The organism is Burkholderia sp. Ac-20344, from assembly GCF_017104975.1.
Lineage (GTDB): Bacteria > Pseudomonadota > Gammaproteobacteria > Burkholderiales > Burkholderiaceae > Burkholderia.
Genome location: NZ_JAAGPP010000027.1, coordinates 17487 through 36921, shown reverse-complemented (window position 1 = coordinate 36921; position 19435 = coordinate 17487). Strand labels below are relative to the sequence as shown.

Annotated in this window: 14 protein-coding genes; 3 read left to right on the top strand and 11 right to left on the bottom strand. The window is 66.6% G+C overall.

All coding sequences use genetic code 11. The features are described from left to right. Positions 1-20: 20 nt before the first annotated feature. The 7 genes from zwf to G3N64_RS11885 form a co-directional block, all read right to left on the bottom strand. A complete protein-coding gene (gene zwf / locus G3N64_RS11915) occupies positions 21-1493 on the bottom strand; it encodes a glucose-6-phosphate dehydrogenase (RefSeq protein ID WP_205784134.1) in 1473 nt (490 codons plus the stop codon). Continuing rightward, positions 1490-2422, bottom strand: a complete 933-nt coding sequence (locus tag G3N64_RS11910) for a carbohydrate kinase (protein WP_205784133.1) — start codon at positions 2420-2422, stop codon at positions 1490-1492. The genes zwf and G3N64_RS11910 overlap by 4 nt, the downstream gene beginning before the upstream one ends. A 17-nt stretch (positions 2423-2439) precedes the next feature. Further along, positions 2440-4047, bottom strand: coding sequence for a glucose-6-phosphate isomerase (gene pgi, locus G3N64_RS11905; protein WP_205784132.1), 1608 nt, complete (start codon positions 4045-4047; stop codon positions 2440-2442). A 33-nt stretch (positions 4048-4080) separates the two neighbouring features. Further along, complete coding sequence (locus G3N64_RS11900; protein ID WP_205784131.1) at positions 4081-5028, bottom strand: ABC transporter substrate-binding protein; 948 nt, start codon at positions 5026-5028, stop codon at positions 4081-4083. 102 nt (positions 5029-5130) lie between these two features. Then, a complete protein-coding gene (locus G3N64_RS11895; protein WP_205784130.1) occupies positions 5131-6141 on the bottom strand; it encodes a ribose ABC transporter permease in 1011 nt (336 codons plus the stop codon). Between the two features lie 42 nt (positions 6142-6183). Next, positions 6184-7737: a sugar ABC transporter ATP-binding protein gene (locus tag G3N64_RS11890; protein WP_205784129.1), complete on the bottom strand. Its 1554-nt coding sequence runs from the start codon at positions 7735-7737 to the stop codon at positions 6184-6186. Beyond that, a complete protein-coding gene (locus tag G3N64_RS11885; protein WP_205784128.1) occupies positions 7724-8974 on the bottom strand; it encodes an ROK family protein in 1251 nt (416 codons plus the stop codon). The genes G3N64_RS11890 and G3N64_RS11885 overlap by 14 nt, the downstream gene beginning before the upstream one ends. A 503-nt stretch (positions 8975-9477) precedes the next feature. On the opposite strand from G3N64_RS11885, the gene G3N64_RS11880 reads away from it, so the two are divergent. The 3 genes from G3N64_RS11880 to G3N64_RS11870 all read left to right on the top strand — a co-directional run bounded on the left by G3N64_RS11880 (position 9478) and on the right by G3N64_RS11870 (position 12311). Beyond that, positions 9478-10143, top strand: a complete 666-nt coding sequence (locus tag G3N64_RS11880) for a YitT family protein (protein ID WP_205784127.1) — start codon at positions 9478-9480, stop codon at positions 10141-10143. 284 nt (positions 10144-10427) lie between these two features. Further along, positions 10428-11096 (top strand): hypothetical protein, encoded by a 669-nt coding sequence (locus G3N64_RS11875; protein ID WP_205784126.1) that lies wholly within the window; start codon positions 10428-10430, stop codon positions 11094-11096. Positions 11097-11150: 54 nt separating this feature from the next. Next, complete coding sequence (locus G3N64_RS11870) at positions 11151-12311, top strand: M14 family metallopeptidase (RefSeq protein WP_205784125.1); 1161 nt, start codon at positions 11151-11153, stop codon at positions 12309-12311. A 68-nt stretch (positions 12312-12379) separates the two neighbouring features. On the opposite strand, the gene G3N64_RS11865 is transcribed toward G3N64_RS11870, so the two are convergent. The 4 genes from G3N64_RS11865 to G3N64_RS11850 form a co-directional block, all read right to left on the bottom strand. Continuing rightward, positions 12380-14839 (bottom strand): glycogen/starch/alpha-glucan phosphorylase, encoded by a 2460-nt coding sequence (locus G3N64_RS11865; protein ID WP_205784124.1) that lies wholly within the window; start codon positions 14837-14839, stop codon positions 12380-12382. A gap of 79 nt (positions 14840-14918) precedes the next feature. Continuing rightward, positions 14919-16391: a glycogen synthase GlgA gene (gene glgA / locus G3N64_RS11860; protein ID WP_205784123.1), complete on the bottom strand. Its 1473-nt coding sequence runs from the start codon at positions 16389-16391 to the stop codon at positions 14919-14921. Positions 16392-16444: 53 nt separating this feature from the next. After that, on the bottom strand, positions 16445-17716 hold the full coding sequence (glgC, locus tag G3N64_RS11855) for a glucose-1-phosphate adenylyltransferase (protein WP_205784122.1): 1272 nt from the start codon (positions 17714-17716) through the stop codon (positions 16445-16447). Positions 17717-17780: 64 nt separating this feature from the next. After that, positions 17781-19412: an alpha-D-glucose phosphate-specific phosphoglucomutase gene (locus G3N64_RS11850; protein ID WP_205784121.1), complete on the bottom strand. Its 1632-nt coding sequence runs from the start codon at positions 19410-19412 to the stop codon at positions 17781-17783. Positions 19413-19435 lie beyond the last annotated feature (23 nt).

Below are 19435 nucleotides of genomic sequence, written 5' to 3'. Positions count from 1 at the left end.
GGCGGTGCCGCATTCGGTTTCTAGTTGTCTTCCTCGCGCCAGCACGTGTCGTGCCGCGCGAGCAGCGCGCTCGACTGCGTGGGCCCCCAGTTGCCGGCCGTGTACGGTTTCGGCGCACTGTTCATGCCGAGGATGGGCGCGACCCACTGCCACGCGGCTTCCTGCTCGTCGCGCCGCACGAAGAGCGCGAGGCGCCCGGCGATCACGTCGAGCAGCAGGCGCTGGTACGCCTCCATCCGGTCCTGCTGGAAGAAGCGGGCGAACGCGAGATCGAGGTACACGCCCTGCAGCGTCATCCCGAGCCCCGGCTGCTTCGCGAGCGCGCCCATCCGGATCGATTCGTCAGGCTGCAGCCGGATCGTCAGCCGGTTGGAGCCCGGGCGCAGCGCGGCCGGCCCCAGCGCCGAATGCGGTACCGGCTTGAACGTGACGACGATCTCCGCGACGCTTTCCGCAAGCCGCTTGCCGGTGCGCAGGAAGAACGGCACGCCGGCCCACCGCCAGTTGTCGACCTCGGCCTTCAGCGCGATGAACGTCTCGGTGCTGCTGTCCGGCGCGATGCCGGCCTCGTCGAGATAGCCCGGCACCGTCTGCCCGAGGATCGCACCGCTGCGGTACTGGCCGCGCACGACGCTCTGGTGCAGCGCGTCCGCGGACAGCGGCTTCAGTGCGCGCAGCACGCGCAGCTTCTCGCTGCGGACCGCGTCGGCTTCCATCGATTGCGGCGGCTCCATCGCGACGATCGCGAGCAGTTGCAGCAGATGGTTCTGCACCATGTCGCGCAGCGCGCCGGTCTGATCGTAGAACGCGCCGCGCCCGCCGACGCCGAGTTCCTCGGCGACCGTGATCTGGATGTTGTCGATCCATTCGTGGCGCCATAACGGCTCGAACATCACGTTGCCGAAGCGCAGCGCGAACAGATTCTGCACCGCTTCCTTGCCGAGATAATGATCGATCCGGTAGATCTGCTCTTCGGAGAAGATGGTGCCCACCGCGTCGTTGATTGCAGCAGACGACGCGAGATCGTAGCCGAGCGGCTTCTCGAGCACGACGCGCGACGACGGCGGCGCGAGGCCCGCGGCCGCGAGCGAGCGGCAGATCGGCTCGAACAGCGACGGTCCGGTTGCCAGATAGAAGATCCGGCGACCGGGCGCCTGCTCGAGTGCAGCGCCGAGGCGCGCGTACGCGCCGGGCGCGCTCGCGTCGAGCTCGACGTACGCGAGCCGCTCGAGGAAGCCGCGCCATGTATCGTCGTCGAACTGTGCGTCCTTCACGTGCGGGCGCACCGCTTCGTCGACCCAGCGCAGATAGCCGTCGCGGTCGAGCGGCGTCATCGCGACGCCGACGATCCGGCCTTCGGGCGAGAGCAGCCCGTCGCGGTGCGCGGTATACAGCGCCGGCAGGATCTTGCGCATCGCCAGATCGCCGGTGCCGCCGAACAGCACGAACGCGAACGGATCGCGCTCGAACGAGGAGGGCGCGCGTGCGCTCATGGCGTGGCTCCTGCCGGCGCGGGCATCGACTCGCTCATCGCGAGGACTTCGTCGACCGTCGGTGCATACGCGCCCGCATGCGATGCGACGACCGCCGCACAGGCAGCCGCGAAGCGCAGATGGTCGGCCGCCGGCGCATCGGGACGCATCAGCAGGCTGGACATCCAGGCGCCGATACTCGCGTCCCCGCAGCCGACCGTGTCGACGACGGTCGCCGGAAACGCCGGCTGGAATGTCGACGCGTCGCCGTCGAAGAGTTCCATCCCCGATGCGCCGCGGGTCAGCAGCACCGCGGCGTTCGGCGCCCATGCGCGGATCTGCGCGAACGCGGCCGCTTCGTCGAGTTCGGGGAACAGGCCGGCGAGGTCCTCGTCGGATACCTTGATGTAGTCGGCGAGACCGGCCATCGTACGCAGCGTGTCGCGATACGACGGCTCGGCCATCGGTGCGCGGAAGTTCGGATCGAATGCGATCCGCTTGCCCGCCGCCCGCGCGTCGTGCGCGAGCGCGATCAGTCGCGACGCGAGCGGTTCGCGCACGACGCCGAGCGAGCCGAAATGGACGATCTCGACGGTGTCGAGCCAGCCGGCCGGCAACTCGGCAGGGTCGAACGCGAGGTCCGCACTGTTTTCGCCGATGAAGAAATACTGCGGCGGCTGCTTCGATACCACCATCGCGAGGAGCGGCGGCCGGTCGACCTGGCGCGTGAAGCGCATGTCGAGGCCGGCTTGCGCGCTCCGGTGCATCAGCTCGTCGCCGAACACGTCGCGGCTCACGGTGCCGGCGAACCCGGTCGGCACACCGAGGCTGGCGCCGACGCGTGCGACGTTCCAGCACGAGCCGCCGGCGAGGCTGTGCCAGTGGGTCGCGTCGTCGCGGATGAAGTCGGTCAGTGCTTCGCCGAATATGACCAGTCGGGGGAGATTCATCTGTGGCGTCCGTAAAATCAGGTCGCGGCGCGGCGCCGCGCCTTGAAACGGTTGATCAGCTGATTCGTCGAGCCGTCGTGCGACGCGACGTCTCCCGGTGCGCCGAATTCCTTCTCGATCTCGACCGCGAGCTTCTTGCCGAGCTCGACGCCCCACTGGTCGAACGAATTGATTCGCCACACGACGCCCTGCACGAACACCTTGTGCTCGTAGAGTGCGATCAGCGCGCCAAGCGAGGCGGGGTCGAGCGTGTCGATGCAGATCGTGGTGGTCGGCCGGTTGCCTTCGAAATGGCGATGCGGCTCGGCGGTCGAATGCGAGCCGTTCATCAGCGCCTCGGACTGCGCGAAGCAATTCGCGACGAGGATGTCGTGATGTTCGTCGAGCGCATGATGCGGCCGCATGCAGACGATGAAATCGGTCGGGATGATCGCGGTGCCCTGATGCAGCAACTGGAAGAACGCGTGCTGGCCGTTTGTGCCGGGTTCGCCCCAGATCACCGGGCCGGTCGCGTAGTCGACGCGCTCGCCGGCCAGCGTCACCGACTTGCCGTTGCTTTCCATGTCGAGCTGCTGCAGATAGGCGGGCAGCCGGTGCAGATAGTTGTCGTACGGCGCGATGAGCTGGCTCGTCGTGCCGAGGAAGTTCTGATGCCAGATGCCGATCATCGCGAGCAGCACCGGCAGATTGCGTGCGAGCGGCGCTTCGGCGAAGTGGCGATCCACCGCGTGCGCTCCGTCGAGCAACTGCTCGAACGCGTCCATCCCGGCCATCACCGCAATCGGCAGCCCGATCGCCGACCACAGCGAGTAGCGGCCGCCGACCCAGTCCCAGAACTCGAACATGTTGTCGGTGTCGATGCCGAACTTCGCGACCGCATCCGCGTTCGTCGATACCGCGACGAAATGCTGCGCGATCGCCGCTTCCGGCGCGCCCGACGCGAGCAGCCACGCGCGCGCGGTGTGCGCGTTCGCGAGCGTCTCGCGTGTCGTGAACGTCTTCGACGACACGATGAACAGCGTCGTTTCCGGGTTCGCGTGCTTCAGCGCCTCGACGATGTCCGCGCCGTCGACGTTCGACACGAAGTGCATCGTCAGACGCTCGTGCGCGTACGGCTTCAGCGCTTCGCACACCATCTTCGGGCCGAGATCCGAGCCGCCGATGCCGATGTTCACGACGTCGGTGATCTCGCGACCGGTGTAGCCGCGCCATGTGCCGTCGCGCACGGCGTCGGAGAAGCGCCGCATCCTGGCCCGCACGGCCGCGACCTGTTGCGACACGTCGACCCCGTCGACGATGCGCGCGTGGCCGGAGCGATCGCGCAGCGCGACGTGCAGCACCGCGCGGTTTTCGGTGCGGTTGATCCGTTCGCCCGCGAACATCGCGTCGCGATAGGTGTCGACGCCCGCTTCGCTCGCGAGTGCGATGAGGCGCGCGATCGTATCGTCGTCGACCGCGTTCTTCGAGTAGTCGACGAACAGGCCGGCGGCGTCGAGCGAGAAGCGCGCCGCGCGCGCCGGGTCGCGCTCGAACAGCGTACGGATCGATGCGGCCGGGGTACCGGCGATCGCGTCGCGATGGTCGGCGAGGGCGCGCCACGCGGGCGTCTGGATCAGTGAGGTCATGGTCGTGTCGGGCCAGGAGTGAGGTCGAGGGGATTAGTGCGAGCTCCAGCCCTTGTAGCTGCTCACGTTGTCGCGCGTGATGAGCGCCGGCTCGAGCAGGGTCATCGGATTCGACGGCTTCTTGCCGTTGATGATCCCGTAGCCGATCGTGACCGCTTCCTTCGCCATCGCGAACGGGTCCTGGCTCGCGGACGCCTGCACCAGCGTGTTCGACTTCAGCGCGGTTTCGATGTCCGGTGCGCCGTCGACCGACGTGATCACGATGTTTGCCCGGTTGAACTGCTTCGCGGCGAGATCGCTGCCGACCGCCTGCGGATCGTTGATCGCGAAGACGCCGTCGAGCTTCGGAAAGCGCGTCAGATAGCCCTGCATGGCGGCCATCCCGCCTTCGCGCGAGCCTTTGCCGTCCTGGTCGAACGACAGCACCTTGATGCCCGGATTCTTTGCGAGCACGGTCTTGCAGCCGTTCACGCGGTCCACCACCGCGGATACCTGCGGGCCGTTCTCGATCACGACGTTGCCCTTGCCGCCGATCTTCTTCGCGAGATACTCGCACGCGAGCGCGCCAGCCTTCACGTTATTGGTCTGCACGGTCGCATCGGCGCCCGCGGCCGCGACGTCGACCGCGATCACCGGGATGCCGGCGGCCTGCGCCTTCTTCACGGCGGGCTCGATCGCCTTCGGGTCGGCCGCGTTCAGCAGGATCATGTCGACGTGTGCGGAGATGAAATTGTCGATCTGCGTGAACTGCTTGTTCAGGTCGTAGTCGGCGGAGACCGCGGTGACTCGTGCGTTCGGGTTCAGTGCCTTGGCTTGGGCTTCTGCTCCCTTGACGACGGTCACGAAGTACGGGTTGCCGAGCGAACCGACCGTGATGCCGATCGACTTCAACTGCTTGTCGGCTGCGTGCGCGGCACAGGCGGCGAAGGCCAGCGTGCAGGCGAGGCCGGTTTGAAGCGCTTTGCTCCTGATCTTGAACATGTCGCGTTGTCTCCATTGGGTCCGGAAGGATGAGGGCGCACGCGGACCCGTCGTGCGCACCGGTTTTATCGGGAATTCACAACGATGCCGGATGCGGCCCGCTCAGGTGCGTGCGCCGCTCTGGCGGTAGCGATCGAGCGCGACCGCGCCGATGATCACGAGGCCCTTGATGATGTATTGCCAGATGTCGGACACGCCGAGCAGCACGAGGCCGTTGGTCAGCACCGCGATGATCAGCGCACCGATCAGCGTGCCGACGATCGAGCCGACGCCGCCGACGAAGCTCGTACCGCCGAGGATGACGGCGGCGATCGCGTCGAGTTCGTACGACTGGCCGAGCTGCAGGCCATTGGCCGCATAGAGCCGCGCGGCGGACATCAGCGCACCGAGGCCGGCGAGCAGGCCGGATGCCGCGTACACGAACAGTTCGATCGCGCGCACGTTGATGCCGGACAGCCGCGCGGCTTCCCGATTGCCGCCGACGGAGTAGATGCGCATGCCGAGTACCGTGCGGCGCAGGATGAACCACGACGCGACGACGACGACGAGCGCGATCACGACGAGCCACGGCACGCCGAGGATCGAGCCGTTGCCGATGGCGGCAAACGGCAGTTGCGGGTTGAAGATCGTCGTGTCGTTGCCGATCAGGCGGGCGATGCCGCGCACGGCGGTCAGCGCGCCGAGCGTGACGATGAACGGCGGCAGCCGGAGGAACGAGATCAACGCCCCGTTGACGAGGCCGAACGCGAGACCGATCGCGAGCGCGACCGGGATGCCGAGCCAGCCGAGACCCGGGATGTTCGACGCGATCAGCGAGCCGACCGCGGCGGCGGCGAGTATCGAGCCGACCGACAGGTCGATACCGCCCGTCAGGATCACGAAGGTCATGCCGGCGGCGAGCACGATGTTGATCGACGCCTGCTGTGCGACGATCGACAGGTTCTGCCAGCTGGCGAAGCCGTCGGTCATGAAGGCGAAGCCGATGCACAGCAGGACGAGCACGGGCAGCATGCCGGCTGTGCGCATCAGCGACTGGATGCGGGCGCGGCGATCACTGCGAGCTTGCGGCGCGCGGTCTCGGACCGGGGAGGCGGGCGAATGGGGCTGGTTCATGTCGGTATCTCGTATTCAGGTAACGTGTTCGGGCAGCGCGACTCAGTGCGCCTGTTCCTGTTCGGCTTGCGAACCGGTGGCGAGTGCGATGATGGTTTCCTGCGTGATGGGCTCGCCGTGTCCGCCGAGTTCGCCGGCGATCGTGCCTTCGCGCATCACGAGGACGCGATCTGCGACGCCGATGATCTCGGGCAGCTCGCTCGAGATCACGATCACGCCAACGCCTTCGTTCGCGAGCGCGTTGATGATCCGGTAGATCTCCGATTTCGCGCCGATGTCGACGCCGCGCGTCGGTTCGTCGAGGATCAGCACGCGCGGCTTCGTTTCAAGCAGTCGCGACAGCAGCACTTTCTGCTGATTGCCGCCGGACAGCGCGCCGACGTTCACGTTCGCGTGTGGCACGCGGATCGACAGCGCGGCGATCGCGTCGCGTGCGCGCGTTGCGCCGCGCGCGAGGTCCAGCACGCCGCCCGTCCTTGCGTCGCGGTTCGCGACCGAGATGTTGATGTTGTCGCGCACGCTCATGTCGAGGAACAGGCCCTGGCGCTTGCGGTCCTCGGTCAGATACACGAGGCCTGCATCGATCGATTCGCGCGGCGAATGCGAGTCAAACGTCTTGTCGCCGATTGTCACGCTGCCGCCCGTGCGCGGCTCCGCGCCAAAGATCAGCCGCGCGAGCTCGGTGCGGCCCGCGCCGACGAGCCCTGCGATGCCGAGTACTTCGCCCGAGTGCAGATCGAAGCTGCAGCCGCGCACGCGGCCGTCGTCGGCGACGTCGCGCACCGACAGCATCAGGTGGCCCGGGTCGTACGGTGCGTGTTCCTTCTTGTAGAAACCCGAAATGTCGCGGCCGACCATCATGGCCACGAGCCGGTCGGCAGACAGCGATTCGCGCTCCAGCGTGCCGACATACGTGCCGTCGCGCAGCACCGACACACGATCGGACAGTTCGTAGATCTCCGCCATCCGGTGACTGATGTAGATGATCGCGAGGCCTTCCTCGCGCAGCTGGCGGATCAGCGCGAACAGCTGGTCGGTTTCGCGCGACGACAGCGGCGTGGTCGGTTCGTCCATCACCAGGATGCGCGCCTTCGTGTGCACGGCGCGCGCAATCTCGACGAGCTGCTGCTCGGCGATCGACAGCGCACCGACCAGCGTGTTCGGGCCGAAGCTCGCGCCGAGGCGCTTCAGCACGTCCTCGCAGCCGCGGGCCATCGCCGGACGGTCGATCGTGCCGAAGCGCGCGCCGCCGCGGCGCAGCTCGCGGCCGACGTAGATGTTCTCCGCGACGGTCAGGTTCGGCGCGAGACACAGCTCCTGGTAGATCACCGCGACGCCGGCATCGCGCGCGGCGAGCGGGCCGTCGACGACGATCGGCTCGCCGTCGATCAGGATTTGGCCGCCTGCATCGGCCTGGTACGCGCCCGACAGGATCTTCATCAGCGTGGACTTGCCCGCGCCGTTTTCGCCCATCAGCGAGTGCACCTCGCCCGGGTAGACCGTGAGGCTCACGTTGTCGAGCGCACGCACGGCGGGGAACGTCTTGCTGATCCCGCGCATTTCGAGCAGCGGACGGGACGACTCAGTACGAGACATAGGTCGCCTCCTGTGTATCCACGCTTTCGCCTTTCAGGATGCCGGCGCGCGGGGAGAAGTTGAAGAACATCGGCAGTGTCGCCGCACCGATCGCGCCGGCATCCGGCCCGAACGAGCCGCGGATGAACACCGGCATCCCGCGCGCTTCCGGCGTGATGTCCGCGAGCGCCGCGCTCAGGCGTTTCATCAGTGCGTCGAGCAGGCCGGCGTCGGTGTCCGAGTCGAGGACGACGACCGGCGAATCGGTTACCGACAGCACGGCACGCAAGGCGGGCGCGAGCGCGTCGACGCAGTCGTCGATCCATTCGCCGACGGCCGGTACGCCGCGCGCGATGCACGCTTCGAGATCCGCACGCGATTCGACGGTCTCGCCGCTATAGCGCAGATGGCGGATCAGCGCGCTCAGCGACGCGCGCGTAAGCAGGATGTCCCATGCGCCGCGCGGCGCCGGTGCCGACGGCAGACGGCTCGGTGGCACCGGCATCACCGCGAAGTCGCCGGCATTGCCGGTGCTGCCGCGCAGGCAGTCGCCGTCGACCGCGATTCCGCCGCCGATCACGGGCCCGAGGAACAGATAGATGAAATCGTCGCGCTGGCGGCCGCAGCCGTAGAACAGCTCGGCGATCGCGGCCGCATTGCCGTCGTTCTCGCTGAACACCGGCAGCGAGATCGCGCGGCCGAGCTCGGTGGCGAAATCGACTTCGGCCCAGGCGCGGAACGCGTCGGCCGGCAGGCCGAGTTCGCGCAGCCAGCTGCCGAGGTTGAACGGCTGCGCGACGCCGACGCCGGTCAGTCGCTTGCGGTCGCGCGCGGGCAGGAGTTCCTGCATCGCGTCGATATCGCGGCGCACGATCTCGAGGACGGTCGCGGGCGGGGGCAGAAGGGTGTCGTGCGAGCGGCGGCCGATCACGTCGCCCGCGAAGTTCACGAGTGCGGTTTCGATACGCATCCGGTCGAGCCGCACGCCGATGCCGAACGCGCCGCTCGGGGCGAGCCGGATGAGCGATGCCGGCTGGCCGCGCTGGCCTTCGACGCGGCGGCCGGTGAACTCGATCAGCTTGGCGTCGGCGAGCGAAGCGATGATGCTGCCGACTGCGGTGCCGGTCAGATTGGCGAGGCGGGCGAGGTCTGCCTTCGACGCATCGCCGGCGCGCCGCAGCGCCTTGAGCAACAGGCGCTCGTTGTAGCGGCGCACGTTGACCGAATTGCTGCCCTGGCCGATGTGCAGACTCCTCATGAAGATGTCTCCTGTACGGTGGCTTGCCAGCCGTACTATTAATTAAATCATGGTGATTTATTTAACCCCGGGCAGCGCGAAATGTCAGCCTAGGGAAATCCCGGAATGGGTCCGGGGGGGCGTTCGAGCGGCCCGCGGCAGCCATGCGGCCGGCGGCGCGTTTGGGCGGCCTCGTTGAATGGGCGATCGCCGCTCCGCCGACAGATGGCCGGCCGATGCGCAGCGTGCGGTTGACCGGGTGTGCGGACCATGCTTCATCGCGTTCTCCTTGTCGCCAGGACAAAAGAGAACGCGCTTGCCGGATGGCGGCAAGAAACGTCTCGGGTCACGCGACCTTGACCGCGTGATGACGACCCGGCAACGGTGCGTGTGCAGTTGCCCGGATTATTTTGCGGACGTATCCTCGGTCGGAAATTCGCGGCGAGCCGATCCGAGACAGCGGCACGCACATGAAGCAAGCGGCGCGTTCGAACTGGGAGGGATCGGATCGCCATCAGACGTGAATGTGTGACATCGTGAAATCTGAATCTGCCTCGGCATTGGGCTTTACCACGCCCCAGGAAAGAACCGGCACGCCTCACTCCCTGTTCGAGGATCTCTACGCGATGATCGTCGGCATGGTATTCGTCGTAACCGGCCTGGTGTTGCTGAAGGCAGCCGGGCTTGTCACGGGCGGAATCGCGGGCATTGCGCTGCTGGCAGCGTATATCTTCCCGCTGCCCGTCGGCCTGATCTTCACGCTCGTGAATATCCCGTTTTTCATCTTCGCCTACTTTGTGATGGGGGCACGCTTTGCGATCAAATCGACGGTCGCGAGTTGCGGCATCACGCTTGCCTTGATGGCGATGCCAGGAACCCTGACCATTGCGTTCGTCAGTCCGCTGTTTGCAGCATTTACCGGCGGTACGTTGTGCGGCATGGGCATTCTCGCGCTGGCGCGGCACGGTGTCGGTGTCGGCGGAACAGGTATCGTTACCCTATGGCTGCAACGCGAGCGCGGCATCAACGCGGGCATTACGCAGATGTGCATCGACGCGACCATTCTGCTGGTGTCCATGTTGACGATACCGGCCGGCCGTGTGGGCTGGTCGGCACTCAGTGCCGTGGCAGTGAGCGGAATGATCGTGGCATGGCACCGCCCGGGACGTTATACGGGCATCACGCAGTGATGCCACGCGGATAGCGCGGCCGCTCGGCACGTCGATGCTCGAGCCGGGCTTGTCGGCTGGTCGGGCCGCCTGCGCCGGGGTCGTCGAAGCGCCGTGCTCGAAGAAATGGATCGCTGTAAAACGATTCGGATATCTGATTATATGATTGGCTGAAGCGACTGCCCGGGCCAGACGACGCGGCGCCGGGAGCAGGCATGTCGATTCATGCCGTCAGATGCCCGTATTGACCAGATCCTCGAGCGCGACCCCGCGAAAGGGTTCTGCATCGCGGGGAGGTGACGCCGGTGCTGCTCGCGATCGTGCGCGCATACGCGGCGGGCGCGACGATCGTCGCGGTCAGCGGCGCCGCGTCGGCGCTGTCCGGCTTCATGATCGCGGGCGGCACGACGTACGAGGCGCTGCGCTTCGGCATCGCGTCCGACATGGGCCGGCGCGGCCTCGTGATCCAGCAGGGGCTCGGCTTCTTCGGCGGCGCGATCGTCGACCAGAACCTTTCGTCGGCGCGGCGGCTCGGCCGCCTGATCGTCGCGTGCGCGGAGGAGGGGGTGCGGTACGGCCTGGGCATCTGCGAGGACAGCGGCGTGATCGCCAATCACGACAACTCCATGCTGACCGTGGTGGGCGCGCACGGCGTCGTCCTGGTCGAGATCGACCAGATCCATACCGAATCGCAGGGCGACGACTTCATCGCGCCGGGCACGACGCTGTCGTTCGCGATGCCGGGCGATCTCGTCGACCTGAACACCGGCACGATCTTTCGCAACGAGCCCGTCGAGCACGCAAAGGCGGCGCTCAGCGGGCTCGTCGAGGGCGTGTTCGACGCGTGTGCGGCGCGCGACGCCGACGGCGATCCGGACGTCTCGCTGGAGAGTCCGATCGCGCTGCGGTTCTCGGCGCTCGAGGCCGGCCGCGGCATTCTCGACATCGAGAGCATCCGCGATCACGGCGGATGAACCCAACACCGCGCGGTCGGGTTGCCGCGCGGCAATCCTGAATCAGGAGAAGACATGGAAAACACCACTGACGCAATGCAGACCCAGCCGGCCTGCCGCGTCGACCTCCCGCTGCCGCCGAACGCCGACGGCAATTCCCACGTCGTGTCGACATTCCGTTACGGCCATCCCGGCGCGCGGCCGAAGGTCTATATGCAGGCCGGCCTGCATGCGGACGAGTTCCCGGGGATGCTGGCGCTGAAGTGCCTGCGCGACATGCTGGACGACGCGGCCGCGCGCGGGCGGATCGTCGGCGAGATCGTGCTCGTGCCGCAGGCCAATCCGATCGGCCTGTCGCAGCACGGCGACGGCCTGCTGCTCGGCCGCTATGACGACGAGACAGGCAGCAATTTCAATCGCGACTACCCCGATCTCGCCCAGCTGACGGGCGACGCGCTCGCCGGCCGGCTCGGCACGGACGCGGCCGCGAACGTCGCAACGATCCGCGACGAGATGCGCAAGGCGCTCGACGGGTGGTACACGTCGACGGCCGTCGGCGCGCTGCGCCGCACGCTGCTGACGCTCGCCTACGACGCCGATTTCGTGTTCGACCTGCACGCGGACAACGACGCGCTGAAGCACATGTACGTCGGCACGAAATTGTGGCCGGACGCGCTCGACATCGCGGCGGAGGTCGACGTGCGGGCGGTGCTGCTCGCCGACGTGTCGGGCGGCCACCCGTTCGACGAGGCGTGCAGCGGGCCGTGGTGGGCGCTTGCCGAACGCTTCCCCGACGCAGCGACTCCTTCCGCGTGCCTGGCGACGACACTCGAGCTGGGCAGCAACAACGACGTCGATTTGCGCGACGCGCAGGACGAGGCCGCCGCGCTGTACCGGGTGCTCGAGCGGCGTGGCGTCGTCGCGGGGCCGACCGACGGCGAGCCGCCGCGCCTGCGTTGCGACGCAACGAGTCTCACCGCGATGGAGCAGGTCAAATCGCCCGTGACCGGACTCGTTGCGTATCGGCTGCGCCTCGGCGACACGGTACGGGCGGGCGACGTCGTCGCAACGATCATCGATCCGCTCGGCGAGAGCGTCGATGTCGAAGCGACGACTGACGGGATGCTGTTCGCGCGGCACAACCAGACGTATGCATGGCCGGGGAAGATCATCGGCAAGATCGCCGGCGAGACGCCGATCGCCGCGCGGCAGGAGGGGCCGTTGCTGAGCGACTGAGCATCGATCGCGGGCGGGGCGTGCTCCGCGCGCCCCACTCGTGCTCGCCGGGCGCCGGCGATGCGATCTCAGCGGAGCGGATCGTCCGCGAGGTGGGTATGCCAGATATCGCGTGCATACTCCGCAATGGTCCGGTCGGATGAAAACGCCCCCATGTTCGCGACATTGGCGATGGCCTTCGCCGTCCACGCGCCGGCGTCGCGGTACGCCGAATCGACGGCGTCCTGGGCCGCGACATAGCTTTCATAATCGGCCAGCAACAGGTAATGGTCTCCCCAGTTGACGAGCGCATCGAAGATCGAATGGAAGCGCGTCGGATCGTCGGGTGAGAAATGGCCGTCCCGGATCTGTTCCAGCGCGAGCTTCAGTTCGGCATTTCGTTCGCAGTAGCCGAGCGGGTGATAGCCATGCGCACGGATCGCGTCGATTTCGGCCGCGGTATGGCCGAAGATGAAGATGTTGTTCGCGCCGACCTGCTCGCGAATCTCGACATTGGCGCCGTCCAGCGTGCCGATCGTCAGTGCGCCGTTCAGCGCGAATTTCATGTTGCCGGTGCCGGATGCCTCCGTGCCGGCAGTGGAGATCTGTTCGGACAGGTCGGCGGCGGGAATGATCAGCTCTGCGAGGCTCACGCTGTAGTTCGGAATGAACGCCACTTTGAGCCGGTCGCCGATCCGCGGGTCGTTGTTCACCTTGTCCGCGACAGCGTTGACGAGGTGAATGACCTGCTTGGCCATGTGGTACGCGGACGCCGCTTTGCCCGCGAAGATCACGGTACGCGGCACCCAGTCCGAGTCCGGTTCGGCAAGGATCCGGTTGTAGCGGGTGATCACGTGCAGCAGGTTCAACAACTGGCGCTTGTATTCGTGGACGCGCTTGACCTGGACGTCGAACAGCGACACAGGGTCGATCGCCAGCCCCAGGTGCTTGCCGATCCAGTCCACCAGGCGCCGCTTGTTGTCGAGCTTGGCGGCGCGGAATGCGGCGGTAAACGTGGCGTCGCCGGCGAGCGCTTCGAGTGATTTCAACCGGTCGAGCCGGCGCCGCCAGTCGCGCCCGATCCGGCTGTCGATCAGCGCCGACAGCGACGGATTGGCCTGCGACAGCCAGCGCCGCGGCGTGATGCCGTTGGTCTTGTTGTTGAAGCGCTCCGGAAACACGCGGGCGAAGTCGGCGAAGATCGACTGTTTCATCAGTTCGGAATGCAGTTGCGACACGCCGTTGACCTTGTGGCTCGCGACGACCGCCAGATAGGCCATGCGAACACGCCGCTCGCCGTGTTCGTCGATGAGCGACAGGCGGCGCATCAGATCGACGTCGGCACCGAATCGCGCCGTGACCTGCGCCAGCATCTCGGCATTGATTTCGAAGATGATCTTCAGGTGGCGCGGCAGCACGCGGCCGAGCATCTCCACGGGCCAGGTCTCCAGTGCTTCATGCATCAGGGTGTGGTTCGTGTACGAGAACACGCGCTGCGTCAGCGCCCATGCGCGGCGCCACGGCACCTCGTGTTCGTCGACGAGGATTCGCATCAGCTCCGGAACCGCCAGCACCGGATGCGTGTCGTTCAGATGGATCGCGACGCGCTCGGGCAGCTTGTCGAAATCGACGTGGTTCGACAGGTAGCGGCGGACCAGATCCTGCAGGCTCGCCGATACGAAGAAATACTCCTGCCTGAGCCGAAGTTCACGCCCGGCGGGCGTGGAATCGTCCGGATAGAGCACGCGCGACACGTTTTCCGAGTGATTCTTGTTTTCGACCGCGTCGAAGTAATTGCCGCGATTGAAGGCGGCCAGATTGATCTCGTCGCTTGCCTTGGCGGACCAGAGGCGCAGCGTATTGGTCGCTTCGGTCGCGTAACCGGGCACGATCGTGTCGTAGGCCATGGCGAGCACATCCTGGGTGTCGAGCCAGCGGGTGCGCTCGCCTGCCTGCTCGACGCGGCCGCCGAACCGGACCTGGTATTGCACCTCCGGGCGGGGGAACTCCCACGGGTTGCCGTCGACCAGCCAGTAGTCGGGGCTTTCGACCTGTCGGCCCTCGACGATCTGCTGCCTGAACATCCCGTAGTCGTAGCGGATCCCGTAGCCGAAGCCCGGCACGCCGAGCGTGGCCATCGAATCCAGGAAGCATGCGGCAAGCCGCCCGAGGCCGCCATTGCCCAGCGCGGCGTCGTGTTCGAGATCGGCGATCCGGCCGAAGTCGACGTCGAGTTCGGCCAGCGCCTGTTTCACATTGGCATGGATGTCGAGGGCGAGCAGCGCATTGGTAAAGCTCCGGCCAATCAGGAATTCCATCGACAGGTAATACACGCGCTTCACGTCCTGCGCGTACTGGGCCCGCGTGGTTCGCATCCAGCGTTCGACCAGGCGGTCGCGCACGGCGAGCGCGGTGGCCTGCAGCCAGTCTTGCGGGCGGGCCGTGACAGGGTCCTTGCCGACCGCGTAGATCAGCTTGTTGGAGATCGAGTGCTTGAGCGCGGTGACGTCGCTCGACATCTTGTCGTACTTGAAATCGTTGAGGTTCATGGCATGCTCATGTGATTGATGCAGCGGGGCCGTGTCGCGGGTCGCGGCCGCCTGCGTGCCCGATGCGCGGATCGCGCGGTCAGGCGAGGTTCCGATAGATCGACAGGAATTGCGCGGCAGTGCGATCCCAGCCGAAGTCCTGGCGCATCGCGGCCTTCTGCACCTGCTTCCAGTCGGCCTTGCGACCGAACAGCGCAAACGCGCGGCGGATCGCGGCGTCGAGATCCGCTGCGTCGAACCGGTCGAACACGAAGCCGGTCGCCGTTGCGTCTGCGATGTTCTCGAGCGAACTGTCCACCACCGTATCCGCGAGGCCGCCGACCCGCCGCACGAGCGGCAGCGTGCCGTATTTCAGGCCGTAGAGCTGCGTCAGGCCGCAGGGCTCGAAACGCGACGGCACGACGATCACGTCGCTGCCGGCGACGATGCGATGCGACATGGCTTCGTCGTAGCCGATCACGACGGCCACGGAGCCGGGATGCGCCGCCGCCGCTGCGCGGAACGCCCGCTCGAGTTCGACATCGCCGCTGCCGAGCAGCACGAGCTGCCCGCCGCGACGCACCAGTTCGGGCAACGCGGCAAGCATCAGCGGTAGGCCTTTCTGCTCGGTCAGGCGGCTCACGATGCCGAACAGCGGCGCGGTTGTCTGGACGGCGAGCCCGACTTCCTGCTGCAGCGCGGCCTTGCACTTGAGCTTGCCGGGCGGCGCGGCCGACGTGGCCGACGCGGCCGGTGAGTAGGTCGCGGCGATCAGCGGGTCGCTGGCGGGGTTCCAGACCGATTCGTCCACCCCGTTCAGGATGCCTGACAGGTTGCCGGCGCGTTGCAGGAGCAAGCCGTGCAGTCCACAGCCCTGTTCGACCGACTGGATTTCGCTCGCATAGGTCGGGCTGACGGTTGTGATCCGATCGGCGTAGTAGAGGCCGGCTTTCAGGAACGACACCTGGCCATGGAACTCCAGTCCGTTGACGTCGAAGAATGCGCCTGGCAGGTCCAGCTCGCCGAACGTATGGGCGGGAAAGACGCCCTGGTATGCGAGGTTGTGGACGGTGAAGACGCTCGTTGCGGCGCGGTGTCCCGTGGCCAGTTCGGCGGCCCGCAGATAGGCCGGTGCGAGGCCGGCATGCCAGTCGTGGCAGTGCACGACGTTCGGGCGCCAGAACGCGTCGAGCCCGTGCGCGACGCGCGCGGCCACCCAGCCGAGCAGCGCGAACCGGCGGTGATTGTCGCCGTACGGATGCTGGTTGGCGTCGGCATAAGGGCCGCCGGGCCGATCGTACAGCCCGGGTGCGTCGACCATATAGATCGCGACGTCGCTGTCGGGCAGCAGGCCGTGATACAGGCGAATCTCGCCGCTCCCGGCCCACGACGGCAGTTCGGCGACGAGCTGGCGGTTCCGGATGCCGTCGCGAAACGCCGGGAAGCCGGGGACCAGCAGGCGCGCATCGCAGCCTGCTGCGGCCTGGGCAGCCGGCAGCGCTCCGGCCACGTCGGCGAGACCGCCGGTTTTCAGCAGTGGGTAGACTTCCGTGCAAACGTGTAGCACGCGCATGATGGTTCCTCTTGGATGGGGTTGCCCGGCGCATCGTGGTGCGCGATCGCGCATCACAGGTCTTTCAGCATGTTTTTCGTCACCAGCACCACCCCGCCGTCGGTGCGGTGAAAGCGCCGGGCATCGAGTTCGGCGTCTTCTCCGATCACGGTGCCTTCGGGAATCCGGCAGCCGCGATCGATGACGACCTTGCTCAGCCGGCAGTTCGCGCCGATATCGGCGCCGGGGAGGATGACGGCCTGGTCGATCGTGCAGAACGAATGGACACGGACGTTCGAAAACAGCACCGAGTTGGAGACGTGGGAGCCGGACACGATGCACCCGCCCGACACCAGCGTGTTGAAGGCCATGCCTGGCTGGCCATCCTGGTCATGCACGAACTTCGCTGGCGGAAGCTGTTCCTGGTGTGTCCAGATCGGCCAGTCGCTGTCGTAGATATTGAGCTCCGGCGTGGTCGATGCGAGATCGAGGTTCGCGGCCCAGAACGCGTCGACCGTGCCGACGTCGCGCCAGTAGGGCGCCTCGCGGCTGGCTGCCGGGATGCACGACAGGTTGAGCGGATGGGCGACGGCGCCGCCGTCGGCGACGACGCGCGGAATGATGTCCTTGCCGAAGTCGTGGCTCGACTCGGCATTCGCCAGGTCTTCCTCGAGGAGCCGGTACAGGTACTGCGCATTGAACGCGTAGATGCCCATGCTCGCGAGCGCCACGTCGGGCTTGCCGGGCATCGCGGGCGGATCGGCGGGCTTTTCGACGAACGCGTCGATCTTGCGCGTTGCGTTGACTGCCATCACGCCGAACGCCGTCGCCTCTGCCCGTGGCACCTCGATACAGCCGACCGTGCAGCCGGCGCCGGATTCGACGTGATCGAGCAGCATCTGCGAGTAGTCCATCTTGTAGATGTGGTCGCCGGCCAGCACCAGCACGTACTCGGGTGCATACGAGCGGATGATGTCGAGATTCTGAAAGACGGCGTCCGCGGTGCCGCGATACCAGTGTTCCTCCCCCACGCGCTGCTGGGCCGGCAGCAGGTCGACGAATTCGTTCATCTCGCCGCGCAGGAAGCTCCAGCCGCGCTGCAGGTGACGCAGCAGCGAATGCGACTTGTACTGCGTCACCACGGCGATGCGGCGCAGGCCGGAGTTCACGCAGTTCGACAGCACGAAATCGACGATGCGGAATTTCCCGCCGAAGTAGACGGCGGGTTTCACGCGCTGGTCCGTCAGTTGATGCAGGCGCGAGCCGCGACCGCCGGCGAGCACGAGTGCGACGGTACGGTTCCCGAGTTGCCGGGCGCTGATGGTGCTATCGATTGTCTCGTTCATTTTTAGCTCTCCTAATCCTTTGTCTCGGATAGTTGTTGACGGAATGTGCTGTACGACGATGGGTTCAGGTGACGACTGTCGGGGTGCTCCTTCCGGTGCGGGTCATGATTTCGGCAATGCCATTGGCGATCTCGATCAGGCCGGCCAGCGCCTCCTGGGTGGGAACGTCGTGGTTCGCGCAATCCGGCTCGAATTTCTCGAGGTAGATCCGCAGGGTGGCGCCCTCGGTTCCGGTTCCGGATAGCCGGAATACCATGCGCGAGCCATCGGTCAACACGATGCGGATGCCTTGCCGGAGCGAAACCGAGCCGTCTACGGGGTCCGTATACGCAAAATCATCGGCCGTCGCGACCGTATATCCGCCGAGGACCCGGCCCGGCAAGCCGGCCAGCTTGCCGCGCAGGTTCTCCATCAGGTCGCCGGCGGCCTGGCTGTCGAGCGCCTCGTAGTCGTGCCGCGAGTAGACATTGCGGCCGAAGCGCGCCCAGTGTTCGCGCACCAGCGTCTCGACGGACTTGCCCGTGACGGCCAGGATGTTCAGCCAGAACAGCACGGCCCACACGCCATCCTTCTCGCGGATGTGGTTCGAGCCGGTGCCGTAGCTCTCTTCGCCGCACAAGGACGCGACGCCGGCGTCGAGCAGGTTGCCGAAGAATTTCCAGCCGGTCGGCGTTTCGTAGCAATGCACGCCCAGTTCGGCCGCGACGCGGTCGACCGCCGTCGAAGTCGGCATCGACCGTGCGATGCCCTTGAGCCCCTGACGATAGCCGGGCGCGAGCGTCGCATGCGCGGCGAGGAGGGCGAGGCTGTCCGACGGCGTGACCGGGAACCCGCGCCCGACGATCATGTTGCGATCGGCATCGCCGTCCGAGGCTGCGCCGAAATCGGGCGCAGCGTCGCCGCTCATGCAGGCGACCAGGTCCGCGGCGTTCACGGGGTTGGGATCGGGATGAAGGCCGCCGAAATCCTCGAGCGGTTCGCCGCAGACCACCGTGCCGGCGGGAGCGCCGAGCTTATCTTCGAGAATCGCCTTCGCATACGGGCCGGCGATGGCGTTCATTGCATCGAAGCGCATCGTGAAGCCGCGTGCGAACAGGGCGCGGATCGCGTCGAAATCGAACAGGTCGCGCATCAGTTCGGCATGGTCGGCGACCGGGTCGATGATTTCCACCGACGTGTCTTCCATCTGCCGTTCGCCGAGCACATCGAGGTCGATGTCGGGTGCGTCGCTGATCCGGTAGGTGTCGATCACCGTCGTTCTCGCGTAGATCGCGTCGGTCACGCCTTCGGGGGCGGGGCCGCCGTTGCCGATGTTGTACTTGATGCCGAAATCGCCATCCGCGCCGCCGGGGTTGTGGCTCGCCGACAGCACGATGCCGCCGTAAGCCCGATGCTTGCGGATCGCGGCGCTGATCGCCGGGGTGGAGAACAGGCCGCCACGTCCGACCAGCACCTTGCGGAAGCCGTGCGCAGCGGCCATCTTGACGATGGTCTGGATCGCGATGCGGTTGTGGAATCGACCATCGCCGCCGAGTACGAGGGTCTGGCCGCGGCATCCGTCGAGCGAGTCGAAGATCGACTGCACGAAATTTTCCAAATAGCCCGGCTGGCTGAATTCGGCCACTCGCTTGCGCAGGCCCGATGTGCCGGGACGCTGGCCTGGAAACGGCTGCGTCGTCAACGTCAGGATTGCCATTCTTTCTCCTCCTTTACGGTTGA

Excerpts from the sequence above, each read along its gene's own strand:
- G3N64_RS11880 (WP_205784127.1), top strand. The coding sequence starts at position 9,478 with ATGTGTGACATCGTGAAATCTGAATCTGCCTCGGCATTGGGCTTTACC.
- G3N64_RS11885 (WP_205784128.1), bottom strand. The coding sequence starts at position 8,974 with ATGAGGAGTCTGCACATCGGCCAGGGCAGCAATTCGGTCAACGTGCGC.
- G3N64_RS11865 (WP_205784124.1), bottom strand. The coding sequence starts at position 14,839 with ATGAACCTCAACGATTTCAAGTACGACAAGATGTCGAGCGACGTCACC.
- glgA (WP_205784123.1), bottom strand. The coding sequence starts at position 16,391 with ATGCGCGTGCTACACGTTTGCACGGAAGTCTACCCACTGCTGAAAACC.
- G3N64_RS11870 (WP_205784125.1), top strand. The coding sequence starts at position 11,151 with ATGGAAAACACCACTGACGCAATGCAGACCCAGCCGGCCTGCCGCGTC.
- glgC (WP_205784122.1), bottom strand. The coding sequence starts at position 17,716 with ATGAACGAGACAATCGATAGCACCATCAGCGCCCGGCAACTCGGGAAC.
- pgi (WP_205784132.1), bottom strand. The coding sequence starts at position 4,047 with ATGACCTCACTGATCCAGACGCCCGCGTGGCGCGCCCTCGCCGACCAT.
- G3N64_RS11900 (WP_205784131.1), bottom strand. The coding sequence starts at position 5,028 with ATGTTCAAGATCAGGAGCAAAGCGCTTCAAACCGGCCTCGCCTGCACG.
- G3N64_RS11850 (WP_205784121.1), bottom strand. The coding sequence starts at position 19,412 with ATGGCAATCCTGACGTTGACGACGCAGCCGTTTCCAGGCCAGCGTCCC.
- G3N64_RS11890 (WP_205784129.1), bottom strand. The coding sequence starts at position 7,737 with ATGTCTCGTACTGAGTCGTCCCGTCCGCTGCTCGAAATGCGCGGGATC.
- G3N64_RS11910 (WP_205784133.1), bottom strand. The coding sequence starts at position 2,422 with ATGAATCTCCCCCGACTGGTCATATTCGGCGAAGCACTGACCGACTTC.
- G3N64_RS11895 (WP_205784130.1), bottom strand. The coding sequence starts at position 6,141 with ATGAACCAGCCCCATTCGCCCGCCTCCCCGGTCCGAGACCGCGCGCCG.
- zwf (WP_205784134.1), bottom strand. The coding sequence starts at position 1,493 with ATGAGCGCACGCGCGCCCTCCTCGTTCGAGCGCGATCCGTTCGCGTTC.